Source organism: Lachnoclostridium sp. An138 (assembly GCF_002160765.1).
GTDB lineage: Bacteria > Bacillota > Clostridia > Lachnospirales > Lachnospiraceae > Laedolimicola > Laedolimicola faecalis.
Genome location: NZ_NFLF01000012.1, coordinates 76,237 through 96,918, shown reverse-complemented (window position 1 = coordinate 96,918; position 20,682 = coordinate 76,237). Strand labels below are relative to the sequence as shown.

Sequence of the window (20,682 nt, the reverse complement as noted above, 5' to 3'; positions counted from 1 at the left end):
GGATTTGCGCAGAATTAATATAATAGAGGGAAGAGTGTTGTTTCAGGACCGAAGCGGCCCGCAGGCTGAAAAGGAGGAGCCATGACAATTCGGGAAAGGACGGAACAATGGGAAAGCGAATATTTGAGCCCCTATGCTTCTTTGAGCAGAGATTCCAAAGGAAGAGATATCTGGGAACCTCCCTGTGATATACGCCCCGTATACCAGAGAGACAGGGATCGGATTCTTCACTGCAAATCATTCCGGCGTTTGAAGCATAAGACTCAGGTATTTCTGACGCCCAGAGGAGACCACTACCGGACGCGGCTGACTCATACGCTTGAGGTTTCCCAGAATGCCAGGACGATAGCGAAGGCCCTGCGCCTCAATGAGGATCTGACAGAGGCCATTGCCCTGGGACACGATTTGGGCCATACGCCCTTTGGCCACGCGGGGGAGCGCGCTTTGAACAAGCTCTGCAGCAGAGGGTTCGCCCATTACAGGCAGAGTGTGCGCGTGGTGGAAAAGCTGGAAAAGGGCGGAAAAGGACTGAATCTGACGGTGGAGGTGCGGGATGGAATCCTGAACCACCGGACAAGCGGACATCCCTCTACGCTGGAAGGCAGAATTGTGCGGCTGTCGGATAAGATTGCCTATATCAATCACGATATCGACGACGCGATCCGCGGCGGAATTCTGGAGGAAGAGGACATTCCCCGGAAATACCGGGAGGTTCTCGGCTTTAATACGAAAGAAAGGCTCAATACCATGGTCCATGACATTATCGCCCACAGTCTCGGCGAACCGGACATCCGGATGTCGGAGGAGGTGGAGCGGGCCATGCAGGAGCTTCGCAGCTTTATGTTTGACAGTGTGTATACGAATCCGAAGGCCAAGGGAGAGGAGAAGAAGGCCCAGAATATGCTGGAGGGACTCTTTGCCCACTATATGGACCATCCGGAGGATATGTCGGAGGAATACCGGGATATGCTGGAGAACAAGACCGATCCGAAAGAGATTGTGGTCTGCGATTACATATCAGGCATGACGGATCAGTATGCGATTTATAAATTTGAAGAGTATTTTGTGCCCAAGGCATGGAATGCGTAAGGTGTGACGGATAAAAGATGTATTATTCAGAGGATTTGATTGAGGAGGTACGGTCCAGAAACGACATTGTGGATGTGATCTCGGGCTATGTACGGCTTCAGAGAAGAGGCTCCAGCTATTTCGGCCTCTGTCCCTTCCACAATGAAAAATCCCCGTCCTTTTCAGTGTCGCCCGGAAAGCAGATGTATTACTGCTTCGGCTGCGGGGCGGGCGGCAATGTATTTACCTTTTTGATGGAATATGAAAATTATACTTTTCCGGAAGCGGTCAAGACCCTGGCGGACCGCTGCGGCGTGGAGCTGCCGGAGATGGAATATTCCGAAGAGGCCAGGCGGCAGGCGGATTTGAAAAGCCAGCTTTTGGAAATTCAAAAAAAGGCGGCCCGTTACTATTATTATGAGCTCCGGCAGGAGAAAGGAAGGGCGGCCTATGAATATCTGAAGGGACGGGCCTTAAGCGATGGGACGATCAAGCGGTTCGGCCTGGGCTATTCCAGTCAGCAGAGCCGCGAGATGTACCAGTATCTGAAGCATGAGGGATATTCAGACGCCCTTCTGAAGGAATCGGGCCTTTTCAGTATGGACGAGAGAAGCGGCTTTTATGATAAGTTCTGGAACCGGGTCATGTTTCCGATTATGGATGTGAATAACCGGGTGATCGGCTTCGGAGGCCGCGTCATGGGAGACGCAAAGCCCAAGTATCTGAATTCTCCGGAGACGAAGATTTTTGATAAGAGCCGGAATCTGTACGGGCTGAACTTTGCGAGAATCTCCAGAAAGCCGAATCTGATCATCTGCGAAGGCTATATGGATGTGATTTCCATGCACCAGGCAGGCTTTAATCAGGCGGTGGCTTCCCTTGGAACGGCGCTGACAGTTCAGCAGTCCCTTCTGATGAAGCGGTACACGAATGAAGTGCTGGTGACCTACGACAGTGACGAGGCCGGAACAAAGGCCGCTCTCCGGGCGATTCCCATTCTCCGGGAGGCGGGACTGTCTGTGCGCGTCATCAATATGAAGCCCTATAAGGACCCGGATGAGTTCATCAAGGCCCTGGGCACGGAAGCCTTTCAGGAAAGAATTGACCAGGCCCAGAGCAGCTTCCTCTTTGAGGTGGAGGTTCTGGAACGTGGCTACAACCTGAAGGACCCGGCAGCGAAGACAGCCTTTTTTGATGAGACAGCCAAAAAGCTTCTTGCCTTTTCGGATGAGCTGGAGCGGAACAATTACATAGAGGCTGTGGCCTCCAGGTATGGCGTGGCTTATGAGACGCTGAGGAGAAAAGTAAACCAGCTGGGCATGGTAATGGGAGGACAGGCTCCGAAACCGAAGCCCAGAGAGCTTTCCGGGCAGAAAAAACCAAAAGAAGAGGGAACGGCTGCTTCCCAGAAGCTTCTTCTGACCTGGGCCGTGTCGGACCCCGGATATTTCCGGGTGATTCTCCGCTACATAAAGCCGGAGGATTTTTCGGTTCCCCTTTACCGCCAGATTGCGGAAATGCTCTGGGAGCAGCAGGAAAAAGGACAGCTGAACCCGGCGGGCATCTTAAGCAGATTTGAAAATGCGGAGGAACAGCGGGAAGCGGCGGCAGTGTTCAACGCAGTGCTGAAGAAAGTGGAGACAAAGGAAGAGATGGAAAAAGCTCTTCAGGAAACTGTTTATAAGGTAAAGCAGGATTCTCTGAATCGGAAGGCCAGAGAGCTTGCGCCTTCTGATATGGAAGGGCTGCAGCAGCTTGTGAAGGACAGGCGCGATTTGGAGAAACTGCATATTTCACTGGATTAAGGATAAAATACTAACAAGTTATGGAAGGATGGAACAACATGGACGAGAACGTAGTAAAGTTTGAAGAAAAACTCAAAGCGCTTCTGGTAATGGCAAAAAAGAAAAAGAACATTCTGGAATATCAGGAGATCAGCGATTTCTTCGGAGATATGGAGCTGGACCCGGATAAAATGGAAAAGATCCTGGACTATCTGGAGGCCAACAATATTGACGTACTCCGCATTACCGGAGATGGGGAGGAGCCGGACGATGATCTGCTTCTGTCAGATGAGGACGACGTAGATGTTGAGCAAATCGATCTTTCCGTACCTGACGGAGTAAGCATTGAAGACCCGGTCCGCATGTATCTGAAGGAGATTGGCAAGGTGCCTCTCTTAAGCGCGGATGAAGAGATAGAGCTGGCAAAAAAGATGGAGCAGGGCGACGAGGACGCGAAAAAGCGTCTGGCAGAGGCGAATCTGCGTCTGGTGGTCAGCATTGCGAAGCGGTATGTGGGCCGCGGAATGCTGTTTCTGGATTTGATCCAGGAAGGAAACCTGGGGCTTATCAAAGCCGTGGAAAAATTTGATTACCGCAAGGGATACAAGTTCAGTACCTATGCGACCTGGTGGATTCGTCAGGCGATCACGCGGGCCATCGCGGATCAGGCCCGTACCATCCGTATCCCGGTTCACATGGTGGAGACGATCAACAAACTGATCCGGGTGTCCAGACAGCTTTTGCAGGAGCTGGGACGGGAACCTACCCCGGAGGAGATTGCGGAAGAGATGAAGCTTCCGGTAGAGCGTGTGCGTGAGATTCTGAAGATTTCCCAGGAGCCGGTATCTCTGGAGACGCCTATCGGCGAGGAGGAGGACAGCCATCTGGGTGACTTCATTCAGGATGACAATGTACCGGTGCCCTCTGACGCGGCGGCCTTTACCCTGCTGAAAGAACAGCTGGTGGAGGTGTTAAGCACGCTGACAGACAGAGAGCAGAAGGTGCTCCGCCTGCGCTTTGGACTGGATGATGGACGAGCCCGTACGCTGGAAGAAGTGGGTAAGGAATTTAATGTGACCCGTGAGCGTATCCGCCAGATTGAAGCAAAAGCCCTCAGAAAGCTGCGCCACCCGAGCCGCAGCAGAAAACTGAAGGATTATCTGGACTAAAATGAATTTATCAAAACGGCTGAGCTGTCTGGCAGAGATGGTCACAGCAGGCAGCCGCCTGGCAGATGTGGGGACAGATCATGGATATGTTCCCCTTTGTCTTTACCGGCAGGGAAAGATTCCAGCCGCCATAGCCATGGATATCAACCGGGGACCTCTTGAACGGGCGCAGGAGCATATCCGGGAGGCAGGGGTTGAGGCTTACATAGAAACGAGGCTGTCCGACGGGCTTGCGGCCCTGCAGCCGGGGGAGGCGGATACAGTGCTGATCGCCGGCATGGGAGGAAACCTGACAAAGCGGATACTGGCAGAAGGAAAAGAAGTTCTGGAAACTGTGAAGGAGCTGGTGCTTCAGCCTCAGTCCGAGATTTGGAAGGTGCGCCGCTGGCTGCGGGAAAATGGCTGGAAGATTGTCTGTGAAAATATCGTATATGATGAGGGAAAATATTATCCCATGTTCCGGGCAGTGCGGGGCTGTCCGGAATCTTATTCTCGGAGAGAACTGCTGTATGGGAAAAGCGGCCTTCAGCTCTCTCCGGATGTAATGGCGGAATTTCTGCGGAAGCGGCTGGAACATGCCCGGAAGATTCAGGAAGGGCTTCCCCGGAAGACAGAAGGGGAGGAGGAGCCTCGGATTCAGAAACGAAGAGAGGAGCTTTTGGAAGAAATCCGGTTCCTGGAACAGAGTCTGCCGGAGTATGAGATAGAGTACAGAGCCGGGAATGGGACGGTATGACCGGTATCGCGGGGCGCCAGAAAGGAAGGCATTATAATATGAAGTGTCAGGAGATTATTGAGCGGATTGAGAGACGTTTTCCGCGGGAATATGCCTGCAGCTGGGACAATGTAGGGCTGCTGGCGGGTGACAGGCAGCAGGAGGTGGATACAGTCTATATCGCCCTGGATGCCACAGATGAAGTGATTGAGGCGGCGGTATCTTCCGGCGCCGGACTGCTTCTTACCCACCATCCCATGATTTTTGGCGGGCTGAAGTCTGTCACGGCGGATGATTACACAGGGGAACGGCTGATTCGTCTGATCAAAAACGGTATTTCCTATTATGCGATGCACACAAACTATGATGTGCTTGGCATGGCGGATCTGGCGGCCGGTATGCTGGATCTGACAGAAACTGAGGTTTTGGAGGAAGTGCTGGACGGTGAGGGAATCGGGCGCACCGGCCGTCTGCCGAAGATAATGACCCTGGAGGAGTGCGGACAGTTTGTAAAGGAACGCTTTTCTCTTCCCAATGTCAAGATTTTCGGAGAACTGAATAAAATGGTAGCGACAGCCGCTATCTCGCCCGGTTCCGGTAAGAGCATGGCCCGTCCGGCCTTTGAAGCTGGCGTGGATGTGCTGATCAGCGGAGATATCGATCATCATACGGGAATTGATATGGCAGACTGCGGTATGGCGGTGATCGATGCGGGCCATTATGGAATCGAACACATTTATATAGAAGATATGAAAAAATTTCTGGAGAAGGAGCTGCCTGCTCTGAAAATCTGTACGGCGCCTGTCAGACAGCCGTTTCAGGTGATATAAGCGACAGGGTTTCGCGCATGGCGGATTTTACGGGCAGAACCAGAATGCCTTGGATGACAAGTCAAAAAGGAGATGACAGGATGAACGTAAAGGCTGCAATCAACGGTAAGATATATGAATATCCGGCGGGGACTCCTTTTTCGGCCATAGCGGCCGATGTGCAGAAGGACTACGCTCATGACATTGTGCTGGTCTCTGCGGACGGAAGGCTTCGGGAGCTGGAGAAGCGTCTGAACGCGGACTGCGAGCTATGTTTTTATACCACAGCGGACGCGGCTGGCTGTCAGGCCTACCGCAGGAGCCTTACCATGCTTCTGATGAAGGCTGTCTATAAAGTGGCGGGACATGAGGCGGTGACCCGTGCCCAGGTTCAGCATTCCATCAGCAGCGGTTACTACTGCACCATAGAGGGAAGCGTGGCGATAAATGAGGAGTTTCTCGGGGCAGTAAAGGCAAAGATGCAGGAATATGTGGCAAAGAAACTTCCGATTAAAAAGACGAATGTCAATACAGACAAGGCTCTGCGCATTTTCCATGAGCATCAGATGTATGATAAGGAAAGGCTGTTCCGCTACCGCCGGGCATCCCGGGTGAATCTCTACAGCATCGGAGATTTTGAGGACTATTATTATGGTTATATGGTTCCGGACACGGGGTATCTGAAATATTTTGAACTCTATCTGTATGACGAGGGCTTTGTGCTCCAGTTTCCCACAATGGCTGAGCCGGAGGTAGTGCCGCCTTTTAAGCCTCAGCACAAGGTGTTCCAGATATTGAAGGAAGCTACCAAATGGGGGGATATGCTGGGAATTTCCACAGTAGGCGATCTCAACGACTGTATTTCCAGAGGCGGGATGCAGCAGCTTATCATGACGCAGGAGGCGCTGCAGGAGCGCCGGATTGCGGAAATTGCTGGCAGAATTGCGGAAGATCCCGGGAAAAAATTCATTATGATTGCGGGCCCCTCTTCATCGGGAAAGACCACCTTTTCCCACAGGCTTTCCATTCAGCTGTCGGCGGCGGGACTGAAGCCCCATCCCATTGCTGTAGACAACTACTTTGTGGAACGGGAAATGACGCCGAAAGATGAGAATGGAGATTACAATTTTGAATGCCTGGAAGCCATAGACATAGAGTTGTTTAACCGGCAGATGTGTGAGCTGCTGTCCGGTAAGACGGTGGAGCTTCCGACCTTTAATTTTAAGACGGGAAAGAAGGAATACAACGGCGATTATCTGACCCTTGGCAGAGAGGACATTCTGGTCATTGAAGGAATTCACTGCCTGAATGACGCCCTTTCCCACAGTCTGCCTAAAGAAAGCAAGTTTAAAATCTATATCAGCGCGCTGACCCAGCTGAATGTAGATGAGCATAACCGGATTCCGACCACAGACGGGCGCCTGATCCGCCGCATGGTCCGGGATGCCCGGACGAGAGGAGCCAGCGCGGCCCGGACCATTTCCATGTGGCCGTCGGTACGCCGGGGCGAGGAGGAGAATATCTTCCCATATCAGGAGGACGCGGATATCATGTTCAATTCGGCGCTGATTTATGAGCTGTCGGTGCTGAAACAGTACGCGGAGCCGATTCTGTTCGGCATTGACCGGGAGGCACCGGAATATCTGGAGGCGAAAAGACTTCTGAAGTTCCTGGATTATTTCCTGGGCGTGGACAGTACGGTGATCCCCGCGAACTCTCTTCTCAGGGAGTTTATCGGAGGCGGATGTTTCCGGGTATAAGCTTGGCGGATACCGATACCTCCGGATATCGGCGCGGCGGATGCTATGCTTCCGGATATCAGGATATCAGCATGAAGCAGAAAATACAGATGGAAGACAGCAGGCGGCACGCTTCAGCAGGAGATGCTGCCGGCTGCCTTCTATCTGTAAAAATATCAGAAAAAGAGGAAAAATGATTATGAAAACAGGATTGACAAGAGAAGAAGCTCTCTCACTTCTTCAGAAGCACAACAAGGAACCCTTTCATATCCAGCATGGTCTGACGGTAGAAGGTGTCATGCGCTGGTACGCCAGGGAACTGGGATATGGAGAGGATGAAGACTTTTGGGGAATCGCCGGACTTCTGCATGACATTGATTTTGAAGAATATCCGGAGCAGCACTGCGTGAAAGCGCCGGAACTTTTGAAGGAAGGCGGAGCAGAAGAAGAGCTGATTCACGCGGTATGCAGCCATGGATACGGGCTCTGCTCCGATGTGGAGCCTGTTCACGAAATGGAAAAGGTGCTTTTTGCGGCTGACGAGCTGACAGGACTTATTGGAGCGGCGGCAAAAATGCGTCCTTCTAAGAGCGTCATGGATATGGAGGTATCCAGTCTCAAGAAGAAATTCAAGGATAAGCGATTTGCTGCCGGATGTTCCAGAGACGTGATCCGCACCGGAGCGGAACGTCTTGGCTGGGAGCTGGACAGACTGTTCGAACAGACGATTCTGGCCATGCGTTCCTGCGAGGCGTCAGTAGAGCGGGAAATGGAAGCGCTGGGGCTGCAGGGATAAAAGTATGGTAGAACAGGACTATATCATGCGGCTGATTAAGGAACTGGTACGGGCTATCCTGAAGGTAATTTTTCACACAGACATCGATATGCCGTCTGTGGAAATGCTGAAGGATTCCCAGAGGCGCTGTGCTCTGGAAGAGCTTTTGAATCTGATTGACAGAGGAGAAATCAATGAGGCAGAAAACCGCCTTTCAGAGCTTCTGGAGGATGGCGGCGGCCAGGAACTGGAGCTGGCTCTGCTCTTTTACTCTCATTTGAATGAAAAGAGCAATGATTTTCTGGAATCCCATGATTTCAGCCGGGAAGAGATTAAATCAGGCTTGGAAGATGCGATGAGGGCTCAGGGGCTGGGAGAGATGGCGGAAGCCTTTCTTTCGGAGTTGTGAGTGAGACACATTGTATTTCGGCGGGTTGCACAAAATTTTCCGGAGATCTTTGGCTGATATGATGATTGACAGGAAAATGGGGCAATGTTACTATAATACCGAATCGTGAATACGTATTCACACATTGCTTTCACAAAAATGAAATAGAAGAATATAGCAGCAGCTGACAAAAATGACAATAGAGAGGAAGGGGGCAGGGCTGTGATTACAATGACTGAGATCGCAAAGCTGACGGGGGTATCCCAGCCGACAGTCTCCAGAGTGCTGAATGGAAATCAGGCGGTGAATCCGGAGATTCGGGAACGGGTGCTGGCCTGCGCGCGGGAGCATAATTTTCAACCGAATGTGATTGCCAGAAGCCTGGCCGGAAGCAGGACTATGTTGATTGGCCTTGTATTTACAGATATATCCAACTCCTTTTTCGCAGATCTGGAAAAATATCTGGAGCAGGAAGCAAAAAAGAGCGGCTACAGCGTGATTTTGTTTAATTCAGATTATGACTGGAACCGGGAAAAGGAATGTCTGGATGTCATGCGGCGCTACCGGGTAGACGGCCTGATCCTGGTACCTGTGGAAGAAAATTCTGAGAGATTTCAGCAGGAAATGAAAAAGCTGGATATGCCGGCGGTGGCTATTACGAGGAAGACCAGCGGGATGGACTGTGTGTATGTGGACCATATAGAGGCGGGAGGCCAGGTGGCGCATCACCTTCAGCAGCTTGGCTGCGAGTCGTATCTTTTTGTGGGAACTAAAAGAGACGGCAAATACGAAGGATTTCTGGAAGCGTTGAAGGAGACTGAACCTGACTGTGAAAGCCGGCTGACGAGGATTGAGACAAAGAATTCGGAGGAGCTCCGGAGGATTTTGAAACAGCATTTTGCAGAGCATGCGGGAAGAACCGGTATATTTGCCTACAATGACAGGCGCGCCATTCAGATTCATGGCATTCTGCAGGAGCTTGGCATAGAAATGCCGGAGCGGGCCAGTCTCGTGGGCTTTGACAATACGTATACCTGTGAATTTCTGTATCCCGGACTTTCCAGCGTGTCACAGCCCAATCAGGAAATGGCCGCGAAAGCGGTGCAGTGCCTGCTTAAAAAAATTGAGCATCCGGAGGAAAGGAAAATCATGGATGAGCCCATGCAGGCCCGGTTGATTGTCCGGGGAAGCTCAGCCGGAACATATCGCCGGAGTATCAGAGAAAAAAGATAGAAAAGAATAGAAAAAGAATATAAGAAAGGAAAAAGACTATATGAACGTACTTACCCGTACATGGGAGAAACTGGCTGCCCGGGAGCTGGAAAAGAGCCGGGAGACAGCAGAGAGACGCTGGAGGCCGAAGTTTCATGCGGCGCCTCCTGTGGGCTGGCTGAATGATCCCAACGGATTGTGCCAGTATCAGGGAGTCTATCATGCGTTTTACCAGTATTCACCCTTTGATGTAAAAGGCGGACTGAAATTCTGGGCTCACTGCACCAGCCGCGATCTGCTTCACTGGAGCTTTGAAGGAACGGCCCTTGCTCCGGATGAGCCGTTTGACTGTCATGGTGTGTATTCCGGTTCCGCTCTTGTGGAGAATGGACAGATGGTCCTGTATTATACGGGAAATGTAAAGCAGGCAGGCGATTACGATTACATCCATACAGGCAGGGAGTCCAATACAGTCTGCGCGGCAGGCGCAGATGGATTTCATTTTGACGGCAAGAAGCTTCTGATGACAAATCAGGATTATCCGGAAGACCTGACCTGTCATGTGAGGGACCCGAAGGTCTGGAAGCAGGATGGAAGGTATTATATGGTGCAGGGAGCCAGAACGGCGGAGGATAAAGGCGTTGTCCTTGTCTTCGAGTCGGAGGATGGTCTGGACTGGAAATACCGGAGCCGTCTGGAGACAGAAGAACCCTTCGGTTTTATGTGGGAGTGCCCGGATCTTTATGAGGTGGATGGACGGACAGTGCTCAGTATCTCTCCTCAGGGAGTGGAAGCAGACGGACTGAGATATAACAATGTATATCAGAGTGTGACAGTTTTTCTGGAGGAGGACTTCCGGACGGGAAAGGTAAATGGAAAGTTCCGGGAGCTGGACGCAGGTTTTGACTTTTACGCGCCCCAGAGCTTTGCGGCGGAGGATGGCAGGAGAATTCAGATTGGCTGGATGGGAATGCCGGACGCGGAGGAATATTATACAAACCGCACAGTGGAGGACGGGTGGCAGCATACCCTGACCCTTCCGAGAGAGCTTTCTGTGCGGGATGGAATTCTCTGCCAGAATCCGGTGAGAGAGCTGGATGCCTGGTGGAATGTTTTTACGCCTTTCGAGAATACGTATTCAGAAACGCCGGGAGACTGTTTCGAATTGGAGCTTACGGAGATCGGAGAAAGCGTCCGGCTTACTCTGGCCGGAGGACTGCTGCTTTCCTGGAAAAAAGAAGAAGGAATCTTCTGGATGGAGTTTACAGATAAAAAGCTGGGAGCCGGGAGAACCAGACGGGGCCGGAGGACAGAAAAGCTTACAGATCTGCGTGTCATTGTGGATGTATCCTGCGTGGAGGTATTTCTAAACGGAGGAAAGGATGTATTTTCCACCAGATTTTATCCGGATACGGAAGGCATCAGCGCGAGGCTTCAGGCGCCCGGAAGCAGAGGCCGGCTCTGTCTTCATAAGGAGAAAAAGTAGGAGACCGGGATTGCGGCGCGTATCAAAACGTATCAAAAAGAACACAGCTGCGAAGCAGGCAGACATCAGAAGGGCGGAAATGGGGCTTGGCAGTTAAAAATATAAAAAGGGGAGTAATGTAATGGATTACAGAAAGACAGCAGAAGAGATCTACGAAAAAGTGGGCAGACGCGAAAATCTGGTTTCCGTGGCTCACTGCGCAACCCGCCTCCGCCTGGTGCTTGCGGACGACGCGAAGTGTGACGCCAAGGCCGTGGAGGATATCGACGGCGTCAAGGGAGTGTTCAGCGCTTCCGGCCAGCTCCAGATTATTCTCGGTACCGGAACTGTGAATAAGGTGTATGATGAGTTCCTGTCCATTTCCGGTATGAGCGGCATGAGCAAGGAGGAGGCCAAGGAGGCCGCGGCTCAGAAGCAGCCTCTGTTCAAGCGGGCGATCAAGACACTGGGCGATATCTTTGTGCCTATTATCCCTGCTATTGTAGCCAGCGGTTTTCTGATGGGAATTATGGAAGCCCTGACCTTTATGGTAAATAACGGGTTTCTGGACATTGATACCTCCGGTTCGCTCTTTACTCTGGCAAACCTGTTTGCGAATACAGCCTATACCTTCCTGCCGATTCTGATTGCCTTCAGCGCGGCAAAGGTCTTTGGCGGAAATCCGTTCCTGGGAGCGGTCATCGGTATGATGATGATTCATCCGAATCTGCAGAATGCCTGGACGGTGGCTACGGAAGGCGTGCATCAGACCCTTTCCGTATGGTTCGGCCTTTATGAGGTAGACCTGGTGGGCTACCAGGGACACGTGATTCCGGTCATCATTGCAGTCTTTGTGATGTGTTGGATCGAGAAGCGGCTTCACAAGATTGTGCCGGCTATGTTCGACCTCTTTGTAACACCGCTGGTCAGCGTATTTGTGACAGGTTATCTGACCTTTACAATCATCGGACCTATCTTTGTGACGATTGAAAACGCGATTATCAACGGTGTACAGCAGCTTATCACACTGCCCTTTGGAATCGGAAGCTTCATTATGGGAGGTCTGTATTCCCTGACGGTAGTGGCGGGCGTGCATCATATGTATACGGTGATCGACGTGGGACAGCTTGGCCTCTATGGAAGGACCTACTGGCTGCCCCTGGCTTCCGCAGCCAATATCGCTCAGGGCGCCGCTGCTCTGGCCGTGGCTTTAAAGACGAAGAACCAGAAGACAAAATCCATGGCAGTTCCTTCCGCCATGTCCTGCTTTATGGGAATTACGGAGCCAGCCATCTTCGGCGTAAACCTGCGTTATTTCAAACCCTTTATCTGCGGCGCGGCAGGAGGAGCCTGCGGAGCTCTGTACGCTTCGATTGTAGGCCTTGGAGCAACAGGAACGGGCGTAACCGGTATCTTTGGCCTGCTGCTCTGTCTGCATGACCCGGTCAACTATATTGTCATGTTCCTGATTTCCGCATCTGTCGCCTTCGTGCTGACCTGGCTCTTTGGTTATAAGGACCCGGAGCAGCTGGAGGCTGCGAAGAAGGAAGGCATCGTCTATGCGCCAGTGGAAGGGACGGCCATTCCTTATACAGAGATTGCAGATCCGACCTTTGCGTCCGGAGCGCTTGGACAGGGAATCGGAATTGTCCCCGCGAAGGGAGAAGTCACAGCTCCCTTTGACGGAACGATTTCCATGTTTTTTGATACCAGTCATGCCATCGGCCTGGAGAGTGACACGGGTGTGGAAGTGCTGATTCATGTGGGAATCAATACGGTAGAGCTTGGAGGAAAGCATTTTCACGCGCTGAAGGAAGCCGGGACTCATGTGAAGAAGGGCGACAGACTGCTGGAATTCGACATGGACGCTATCAGGGAAGCCGGCTACGATCTGACGACTGCGGTTCTGGTATCGGCGCCGGAGCATGTGGAGATTCTGAAAACCGGACCGGTAGAAGAGCAGGAAGCTGTTCTGAAAGCGGAAGAATAAAATTATTTTATCAAAATAAAAAATCAAAAGCAGCACGGCAGCCGGGAATTTTCCGGCTGCCGTGCTGTCTGTTCTGTAAAAATATGTATCCGTCAGGACTTGCTTAATTATAATCTCTGTTCCCGCCCAGGGAGATATTCAGTTTTCGCAGCTTTTCCTCCACTGTTTCCGTATGTCTGTTTCCGGAATAGATTTTGTCTTTGATGGCCAGCATTCGTGTATCCATCTGCGCAATGATATCCGCGCAGTCTTTTAATTCCTTAGATACTTCTTCCGGGTTTTCCACATCTTTCTTATATTTGAGCTGGTGGTCGACGCTGGCCCAGAAATCCATGGCAATGGTGCGAATCTGAACCTCCACTCGCATAGCTTTCTTCTGATTGGAGAAGAAGACTGGAATTTCAACAATAAGATGGAGGCTTCGGTAGCCGTTGTCTTTGGGATTTTGGATATAGTCTTTTTTCTTGACAAGAGTGACATCATCCTGACGGAGCAGCATATCAGCCACTGCGTAAATGTCGTCAATAAAGGAGCAGATCACCCGCACGCCGGCTACGTCATTCAGGGAATTCTCGATGGCTTCCACGCTGACAGTTTCGCCGTAGCGCTGCAGTTTTTCCACGATGCTGGCAGGCTTTTTGATACGGGAGGTGATAAATTCGATGGGATTGCGTTTGTGATGAATGCTTAGTTCATCATTTAAGACCTCCAGTTTGGTCCGCACCTCTCGGATGGCGCAGTTATACCGCATCATAAGCTCCTGAAATTCAAAGACCTGGTTGACAAAGTAGGTCTGGATATCCGGAAGATTTGTGGTTTCCAGAAAGGATTTCTGAAATTCGTTTTCCATTTATCATTCTCCATTTCTTTTTATAATATCTTGTTTTTATATGAAGCTGCAGACAGAGGAGCCGGCGGCTTCTCAGCTTTTTCTCTGTCCGGCTGTCCTTGCCCGGTATTTGGCGGGGCTTAAGCCAGTGCTTTCCGTAAATTTCCTGTAAAAAAATCCCTTGTTGTGATAGCCTACCATCCACATGATTTCTTCGATATTCAGATCGGAGGACTCCAGCAGAAGCCTGGCCCGTTCTATCCGCAGATAAACCAGGTATTCGGAATAGGTCATTCCGGTCTGTTTCTTGATCAGATTGTTGAAATAGTTTGGCTGAAAATGAAAAGCTTTCGTAAGCGCAGGCATCTGGACTGTGGTAAGATTGTTTTTCATAAATTCCGTGACAGACTCGAAAAGCTTTTCTGCGTACAGGGCGCTTTCCTGCCGGGAAAAATTATACTGATAACCGGAGGACAGCTCGTCCATCAGCCGGATGAGGTAGCCCCTGCTGATGTCCATGTAGCCGGGCTGCCTGCCGCGGATCTCCGAGACAATATGAAACAGGTAGTCCTGAATCTGTGTGAGCCGTTCCTTCCCGGTGGGCGTAAATTTCAGATAGTGCTGCAAATCGCTGTATTTCATAATATTTTTCCGCAGGAACTGCTGCAGCGGAGTCATGCTTACGTTCCCGAGAAAGACCTCGTTGAAAACCTCCCGGTCGATGGAAATATTGACCAGAAGGCATTCAGAATTTTTTATGGATTCCCGGTGGCAGGCCATGGAACTGATGAAGCAGATCTCGTTATCCGTGAAACAGGCTGTCTCCCCTTCAATTTCCACTTCCAGGTGTCCGGAAATGATGTAGCGCAGCTCAATGTAATCGGAATAATAGCTGATGAGTTCCGCGTCTCCCAGATCAAGAAGAACAGGGGTTTTCCGGGAGAAAAACAGATTCGTCAGGTGTCCCTCATGAAACTTTTGATAGGAGACGCAGATATCCTGTGTGATTTTGTGAAAATCCTTTCCATCCTGCAGGACTGAGGTAAAATCGAAGTCCATGCCGCAGGCGTTCAGCTGCGCGTAAGTCATTTTCAGATGGCGCTCCGGCGCGACCGGAATCTGATAAAACTCTTCTGTAAGCTTCATGACATCCCTCTCCGGTGGCTCATTTTTTTCAGTATATCACGAAACAGTCCTCTTGAAAAGATGTAACAGGGAAATGAAAATTTGAAAAAGAGTGGAATAGGTAACTTTTTTAAAGCTATATTGTCTGAATACGTAATCGAAAAGAGAAAGGAGACAGGGTAATATAGAACCAGAAAATAGGAGAAAGAGGTGAGAAGAACGAAGCTTTCAGAGCATTTGTTTCAGATAAGCGGCGTGCAATACGAAACAAATTCTAATATTTATGCGATTCAACATAATAAGGGAATCATCCTGATAGACTGCGGCTTCCAGAAAGCGCAGTGGGAGAGAATGACGGCGTGCATGGACCGATGGAATCTGAAGCTGCAGGATATTACGCATGTCTTTCTGACCCATTCCCACTTCGATCATGCAGGCAATGTGTGGCGGGTGAACCGGCTTGGGGCAAAAGTGCTGGCCAGCGCGGATGACGCCGAAAAGGTCGAGCATGGAAATCCGGAGATGGAAGAGCTTTTCGGCGCTTCCTGGATCTGCGGCAGAGTGGATCAGAGAATCCGTGAAGGAGACTGTTTCTCCTTTCCGGGAGATGTCCGGCTGAGGGTGCTGGAGACGCCGGGACACTGCAGAGGAGCTTTGTCGTTTCTGATAGAAGTGGACGGGCTGAAGGCTCTCTGCACCGGGGACATGTTTTTTGTGACGCCGTTTTCTCCCAGAGATCAGGATGATGTGGAGCTTGGGTATATGGGAAGCCGGGATTTCAGCCTGACAGAGTTTCAGGCTTCGCTGGGGCGGCTTCAGAAACTGGAATTTGATCTGCTGCTGCCAGGGCATTATTATTTCTATGGAGGAGCGGAGGCGGGCAGACTGATTGCGCGGGCTTATGAAAAGGCCAGAGCGCTGAAAGGAGATCTATGACAGAACAAGAGAGACAGGAAAGACAGAAAAGGCTGCTTGGAAAGCTGAACCGGCTGGAGGCTTATCACGAGATTCAGAATGAGATGGGACGGCTGACAGCGGCGTTCAATTTCCATCAGAAGGAGAAGGTAATGGAGCATTTCGCTCTGGAGCTTGAAGATGTATCTCTGGAATATGCGGATGAAGGCCGGTTTGAGGGGCCAGAAGCGGTGAAAGCCATTCTGGAGGAGTTGCTCGGGACTCCGCCCATGCCCGGAGAAATGATAGATATGCAGCTTACGACGCCGATGATCGAGGTGGCTGAGAACGCAGAGACGGCAAAATGTGTCTGGTGGTGTCCGGGAGCAGGAACTTATACAGACAGTGAAGGAGCCCATGCGGTCTGGCTCTGGGGAGAGATTGCTGTGGACTTTATTTACAGGGAGGGGAAATGGAAGGTCTGGCACCTGCACTATTTCCGCCTGATCAAATGTGCCTATGAGAAGGGCTGGGTAGAGGACTTAAGCATGATAAACCGGCCCAATACGCCGATGCATCCCGAATCTCTGCCGACCACTTACCACAATCCTTACTCGCCCTTAAGTATCCGGGATGGAATTCCCTGTATGCCCCGGCCCTATGAGACCTATACGGCGGCGGACCGGTACTGGGAGCTGAATCGAGATAAACGATGAAGAAAAGGAGGACGGATATGCGCTGGAGCATGGAAGAGCTGGATTACCTGAGTGAAAAAGAGCTCATGGAACTGGAACGGCGTACAGAGAGACTCCTGTCAGTGTGGAAGATACAGAACCTGCGTGGAAACGCGGCTATTTTTCACGACGATCAGCATATCGGAGAGCAGAGACGGGAGCTGAATGCTTTGAAATATCCAGGTGTGGACATGGAAAGTATACAGGAGGCCAGGAGAAAACCGGTGGTGGATTCTCTGGAAGGAAATATGCTGATTCATCCGCTTACCACGCCGGTAATAGAGGTAGATGAAACAAATACAAAAGCAAGAGGTGTCTGGTGGTCTCTGGGACTGGAGGGGCTGTCCATTCACCGGGAGAAGCCCATGGCGATTCTTTCTATCGGAATGGTGCCGGGCGTCCATGTCATAGAAGACGGGGAATGGAAAATTCTCTGGGGTGTATGGCAGAGAACCACAAAAAATGAGTATCACGCAGGCTGGATAGACAGCATGATTCCCACAAATACCCGGCCTCCATTGACACCGGAGCAGGACCGTAAGGGATTTGGGCGCTATGCCTATCAAAAGGATGAAGTGCGCCGTCCGGTGCCCCGGCCGCCAGAGCCGGATACCTGGAAGCGGTATCCGAACGTATGGGAACAGAGCTGGATGAAGCCTGACGCGGAGAAAGAAAAGACGAAGAAGGGAACGTCAGAAAAGGAAAAACCAGAAAAAGTGAAGATAGAAAAAGAAAAGACAGGAAGATAAGAGACAGAAGGAGAAAAGGAGAGGAATCATGAAAAAGAATCAGTATGAAGCGATGTCAGATCAAATTTTGAAACTGGCCGGCGGACCGGAAAATATCAGAAAAACGTCCCACTGCTTTACGCGTCTGCGGCTGGATGTGTCGGACCTGGGAAAATGCGATACAGAAGGCATGAAACAGATAGAGGGAGTAAAGGGCTGCGTGGTAAACAGCGGACAGGTACAGGTTATCATCGGAAAAGAGGTGGAAGACCTGTTCCCGGTCTTCACTTCGAAGCTGGGAACATCCCAGAAAAAGGAGCAGGAAAGCGGAGAGAAAAAGGAAACCTTGGCCAATAAGATTTTAAACGGCATTGCGGGCATCTTCATTCCCGTATTCCCGGCTCTGGCAGCCAGCGGTCTCTTAAAGGGAATCCTGCTTGCTCTGAATTTCGGCGGGGTGGTAAATCCGGAGGGAGATACTTATACCATGCTGATGATGTTTTCGGATGCGGTCTTTTATTTCCTGCCTGTGCTGCTGGCTTTCTCTTCCGCGAAGGTGTTTGGCTGTAAGCCTACGCTGGCGGCGGTGCTGGCCTGCATTCTGCTCCATCCGACCTATACGGCCATGACAGAGGCGGGAAGCATTTTTGGGCTGACAGTGCCGGTGGTAAGCTATTCCTCCACAGTATTCCCGATTATCGTGGGCGTTTTTGTTCTGTCCCTGATTGAAAAGGGCTGCAATAAGGTGATTCCCAAGAGTTTTTCCGGCCTGTTTACACCACTGATCTGTATCGTGATTACAGCTCCGGTTATGCTGGTCGTGGTAGGGCCTGTGGTAAATGTTTTGTCGGATTTGATTGGAAATGCGGTGATTGGACTGTATAATGTAACGGGAGCTTTTGGAGGCGCAGTATTTGGCGCGGTCTATCCCTTTCTGGTATTTACAGGCCTTCACCATGCGGTGGTGCCTGTGGAACTTCAGAGCCTGGCAGAGCTGGGCTACGATCCCCTGCTTGCCCTCTGCGCGGCGGCCAACGCGGCTGTGGGTGGCGCGGCTCTCATGGTAGCTATTGATTCCAAAAACAAAGAGTTCAAGGGACTATCCCTGTCTTCCGGTATTACAGCCCTGATTGGAACTACAGAGCCGGCTCTGTACGGAGTACTTGGCATTCTGAAACGTCCCTTTATCGGAGCGGCAGCAGGCGGAGCGGCAGGAAGCGCGTTCATGGCGGCGCTCAGAATCTACAGTACGGGGCTTGGCCCTGTTCCTGGAGCCGGAGCGGCCCTGTTTCTGGGTGAAAAGTTTGGCTGGTATCTGGTGGGAATCGTCATTTCTGTAATCGTGGCTATGGTTGTAACTCATTTTGTGCGGTTTGAAGATGTGAAGCTGGAGGATCAGAAATAATGGCGGCATTTCCGAAAGACTTTTTATGGGGCGGCGCGTTTGCCGCCAATCAGGTGGAAGGCGGAGCAAGAGAAGGAGGCAGAGGCCTCTCCACCGCCGATATTTTTCCTCTGGGAGACCGGAAAAAGGGAGGCTGCTTTGACAGAAGCTGGGAACAGATCCTGGAAGCGGCAGAAGACCCGGATGACAGCCGGTATCCCAAGCGGAGAGGCATTGATTTTTACCATCATTATAAAGAAGACATTGCCCTCTTTCATGAGATGGGTTTTAAGGCCCTGCGGTTTTCCATTTCCTGGTCCAGAATTTTTCCCAATGGGGACGAGGCGGAACCGAACAGAGAGGGACTTGCCTTTTACCGTTCCATGCTGGATGAGCTGAAGCGGCATGGAATCGAGCCCATTGTGACTCTTTCCCATTTTGAGATGCCCCTGCATTTGACGCTGGCCTATAACGGCTGGACAGACCGGAGAGTAATCGGCTTTTTTGTGAAATTTGCGGAAACTCTTTTTGCGGAATTTCATGAGGATATCCGGTACTGGATTACCTTCAATGAGATTGATGCGACGGTCCATATTCCTCTGACGGGGGCGGGAATTGTGAAGGAGCATACGGAGAATCCGGAACAGGGCAGTTATCAGGCCCTTCATCACCAGCTTGTGGCTTCTGCCCTTGTGACGAAGCTGGCCCACGAAAAATATCCGGAATTTCGAATTGGCTGCATGACGACCAAAAATCTGAAATATCCGGCTACCTGCAGACCTGAGGACTGTCTGCAGTGCCTGCAGGAGACGGAGCTGGACGCCTTTTATACGGATGTACAGGTGTTTGGAGAATATTCTTACACAGTCCGGAATCTGTGGAAGAAAAAAGGAATCCGGATTCAGGAGGAGCCGGAGGACGCCCGGACTCTGAAAGAAAACACGGTGGATTTTGTATCCTTCAGCTACTATGCGTCCCTGGTGACCAGCGCAGAGGGAGCAAAGAAGGAAAAGGTATCGGCCAACCTTCTGGTGGGAGAAAAAAATCCCTACCTGGAGCAGACGCCCTGGGGCTGGCAGATTGATCCGGTAGGACTGCGCTATGCCCTCAATCAGATGTACAGCCGCTATAAGCTTCCTCTGTTCGTGGCGGAGAATGGCCTGGGCACACTGGACAAGCTGGAGGACGGGAAGGTCCATGATGACTATCGCATCGCCTATGTGCGGGAGCATATCCGGCAGATGGCGCTGGCCCTGGAGGACGGAGTTCCGGTCTTTGGTTACACCTACTGGGGCTGCATTGACTGCATCAGCGCTTCCACTTCCGAGATGAGCAAGCGGTACGGATTTATCTACGTGGATCAGGATGATCAGGGAGACGGGACCCTGAAGCGTATCCGGAAGGATTCCTTCTACTGGTACCAGAAGGTCCTTGAGAGTAACGGAGAAGATCTGGAGTAAAAAGAATCTGAAACAGAAAAAATTTGGAATAGAAAGATTTTTAAATATCATTTGAAGACAATTTGAAGATATAGAAAGACAGGAAGTTAAGGGATTCATATGGGCAGAATCTTCCGGCTTCCTGTCTTTTCATTTATTTTTCTTGCATATTCAGCCATTCAATGTGTTCTTATCATTTCCTCAAAGGCGCTTAGGCCCAGCGGGCTGATAAGCGCTGCAATAAGTATCAGCATACTCATGCGGGTACCCCTCCTTTTTGACAAAATTACAGTTGCGCAGCTTCTCCGGCGTCAGGAGGTCCAGAATTCCCGGCTCCCGGCCGGCCAGAGCTCTGATTTGATGAAACCATATGGAATACAAAAGCTTTCCCCCCTTCCTTCTTTACTTCCCGGTTCTTTATGATATAATTATAGG

At 51.0% G+C, this 20,682-nt stretch carries 18 protein-coding genes; 16 read left to right on the top strand and 2 right to left on the bottom strand.

Annotation, left to right across the window (positions count from 1 at the left end; genetic code table 11):
• The first annotated feature begins 81 nt into the window (after positions 1–81).
• The 11 genes from B5E82_RS11260 to B5E82_RS11205 all read left to right on the top strand — a co-directional run bounded on the left by B5E82_RS11260 (position 82) and on the right by B5E82_RS11205 (position 13,114).
• Positions 82–1,089 carry a deoxyguanosinetriphosphate triphosphohydrolase gene (locus tag B5E82_RS11260; protein ID WP_087307646.1) on the top strand — a complete coding sequence of 336 codons (1,008 nt, stop codon included), beginning with the start codon at positions 82–84 and terminating at the stop codon, positions 1,087–1,089.
• A 17-nt stretch (positions 1,090–1,106) separates the two neighbouring features.
• Positions 1,107–2,873, top strand: coding sequence for a DNA primase (gene dnaG / locus B5E82_RS11255; RefSeq protein ID WP_087307645.1), 1,767 nt, complete (start codon positions 1,107–1,109; stop codon positions 2,871–2,873).
• 38 nt (positions 2,874–2,911) lie between these two features.
• Positions 2,912–4,021, top strand: a complete 1,110-nt coding sequence (gene rpoD, locus B5E82_RS11250; protein WP_087307644.1) for an RNA polymerase sigma factor RpoD — start codon at positions 2,912–2,914, stop codon at positions 4,019–4,021.
• Position 4,022: 1 nt separating this feature from the next.
• The gene (locus B5E82_RS11245) at positions 4,023–4,757 is read left to right on the top strand and encodes a tRNA (adenine(22)-N(1))-methyltransferase (RefSeq protein ID WP_087307643.1); all 735 of its coding nucleotides are present in this window, start codon (positions 4,023–4,025) and stop codon (positions 4,755–4,757) included.
• 38 nt (positions 4,758–4,795) lie between these two features.
• Positions 4,796–5,566: a Nif3-like dinuclear metal center hexameric protein gene (locus tag B5E82_RS11240; protein WP_087307668.1), complete on the top strand. Its 771-nt coding sequence runs from the start codon at positions 4,796–4,798 to the stop codon at positions 5,564–5,566.
• Positions 5,567–5,646: 80 nt separating this feature from the next.
• Entirely contained in the window at positions 5,647–7,305 is a 1,659-nt protein-coding gene (locus tag B5E82_RS11235) for a nucleoside kinase (protein WP_087307642.1), read from the top strand.
• 178 nt (positions 7,306–7,483) lie between these two features.
• Positions 7,484–8,080, top strand: coding sequence for an HD domain-containing protein (locus B5E82_RS11225; RefSeq protein ID WP_087307640.1), 597 nt, complete (start codon positions 7,484–7,486; stop codon positions 8,078–8,080).
• Between the two features lie 4 nt (positions 8,081–8,084).
• Positions 8,085–8,468 (top strand): DUF6483 family protein, encoded by a 384-nt coding sequence (locus tag B5E82_RS11220; RefSeq protein WP_087307639.1) that lies wholly within the window; start codon positions 8,085–8,087, stop codon positions 8,466–8,468.
• 210 nt (positions 8,469–8,678) lie between these two features.
• Complete coding sequence (locus B5E82_RS11215) at positions 8,679–9,680, top strand: LacI family DNA-binding transcriptional regulator (protein WP_087307638.1); 1,002 nt, start codon at positions 8,679–8,681, stop codon at positions 9,678–9,680.
• A 40-nt stretch (positions 9,681–9,720) separates the two neighbouring features.
• Entirely contained in the window at positions 9,721–11,145 is a 1,425-nt protein-coding gene (locus tag B5E82_RS11210; RefSeq protein ID WP_087307637.1) for a glycoside hydrolase family 32 protein, read from the top strand.
• A 121-nt stretch (positions 11,146–11,266) separates the two neighbouring features.
• Positions 11,267–13,114 carry a PTS beta-glucoside transporter subunit IIBCA gene (locus B5E82_RS11205; RefSeq protein ID WP_087307636.1) on the top strand — a complete coding sequence of 616 codons (1,848 nt, stop codon included), beginning with the start codon at positions 11,267–11,269 and terminating at the stop codon, positions 13,112–13,114.
• 103 nt (positions 13,115–13,217) lie between these two features.
• Here B5E82_RS11205 and B5E82_RS11200 read toward each other — a convergent pair whose 3' ends face one another.
• Together B5E82_RS11200 and B5E82_RS11195 are read right to left on the bottom strand one after the other, a co-directional pair.
• Entirely contained in the window at positions 13,218–13,964 is a 747-nt protein-coding gene (locus tag B5E82_RS11200) for a GTP pyrophosphokinase (protein WP_087307635.1), read from the bottom strand.
• A gap of 72 nt (positions 13,965–14,036) precedes the next feature.
• A complete protein-coding gene (locus B5E82_RS11195; protein ID WP_087307634.1) occupies positions 14,037–15,089 on the bottom strand; it encodes a helix-turn-helix domain-containing protein in 1,053 nt (350 codons plus the stop codon).
• Between the two features lie 189 nt (positions 15,090–15,278).
• Here B5E82_RS11195 and B5E82_RS11190 point away from each other — a divergent pair, with 189 nt between their 5' ends.
• From B5E82_RS11190 to B5E82_RS11170, 5 genes are read left to right on the top strand one after another with little or no spacing between them, the layout of a single operon-like run.
• Positions 15,279–16,004 carry an MBL fold metallo-hydrolase gene (locus tag B5E82_RS11190; protein WP_087307633.1) on the top strand — a complete coding sequence of 242 codons (726 nt, stop codon included), beginning with the start codon at positions 15,279–15,281 and terminating at the stop codon, positions 16,002–16,004.
• Entirely contained in the window at positions 16,001–16,678 is a 678-nt protein-coding gene (locus tag B5E82_RS11185; RefSeq protein WP_087307632.1) for a nuclear transport factor 2 family protein, read from the top strand. Before B5E82_RS11190 ends, B5E82_RS11185 begins: the two co-directional genes overlap by 4 nt.
• A gap of 17 nt (positions 16,679–16,695) precedes the next feature.
• Positions 16,696–17,445, top strand: coding sequence for a hypothetical protein (locus tag B5E82_RS11180; RefSeq protein ID WP_191520330.1), 750 nt, complete (start codon positions 16,696–16,698; stop codon positions 17,443–17,445).
• 28 nt (positions 17,446–17,473) lie between these two features.
• Positions 17,474–18,829 carry a PTS transporter subunit EIIC gene (locus tag B5E82_RS11175; protein WP_087307631.1) on the top strand — a complete coding sequence of 452 codons (1,356 nt, stop codon included), beginning with the start codon at positions 17,474–17,476 and terminating at the stop codon, positions 18,827–18,829.
• A complete protein-coding gene (locus B5E82_RS11170; protein WP_087307630.1) occupies positions 18,829–20,268 on the top strand; it encodes a family 1 glycosylhydrolase in 1,440 nt (479 codons plus the stop codon). Before B5E82_RS11175 ends, B5E82_RS11170 begins: the two co-directional genes overlap by 1 nt.
• The last annotated feature ends 414 nt before the right edge of the window (positions 20,269–20,682 follow it).